At 38.4% G+C, this 219-nt stretch carries 1 protein-coding gene; it reads right to left on the bottom strand.

Annotated elements, in window-relative coordinates; all coding sequences use genetic code 11:
• On the bottom strand, positions 1–191 hold a 191-nt coding region (locus FC33_RS06705), incomplete at its 3' end, for a glyceraldehyde 3-phosphate dehydrogenase NAD-binding domain-containing protein (RefSeq protein ID WP_275453093.1).
• Positions 192–219 lie beyond the last annotated feature (28 nt).

Here is a 219-nt window from a genome sequence, read left to right as displayed (position 1 = left end):
TGATCTGTTGCAGAAACTTCTGCATCAAATTGACCATGAGCTGTGTCGTACTTCAATAAGTGAGCCAACATAGCTGGTGATGTTAAATCGTTGATAGCAACGATTTCCAAGTCATCTGAAACTTCAGCAATCCGACGGAATGCTAAACGGCCGATACGACCAAAACCATTAATACCTACTTTTGTAGTCATATTAATATTCCTCCTAAAAGGTAAATTT

The sequence above is a fragment of the Ligilactobacillus aviarius subsp. aviarius DSM 20655 genome, from assembly GCF_001436315.1.
In the GTDB taxonomy this organism is placed as follows: Bacteria; Bacillota; Bacilli; order Lactobacillales; family Lactobacillaceae; genus Ligilactobacillus; species Ligilactobacillus aviarius.
Note: the sequence above shows the minus strand (reverse complement) of the source record. Positions and strands in the feature narration are given on the sequence as shown.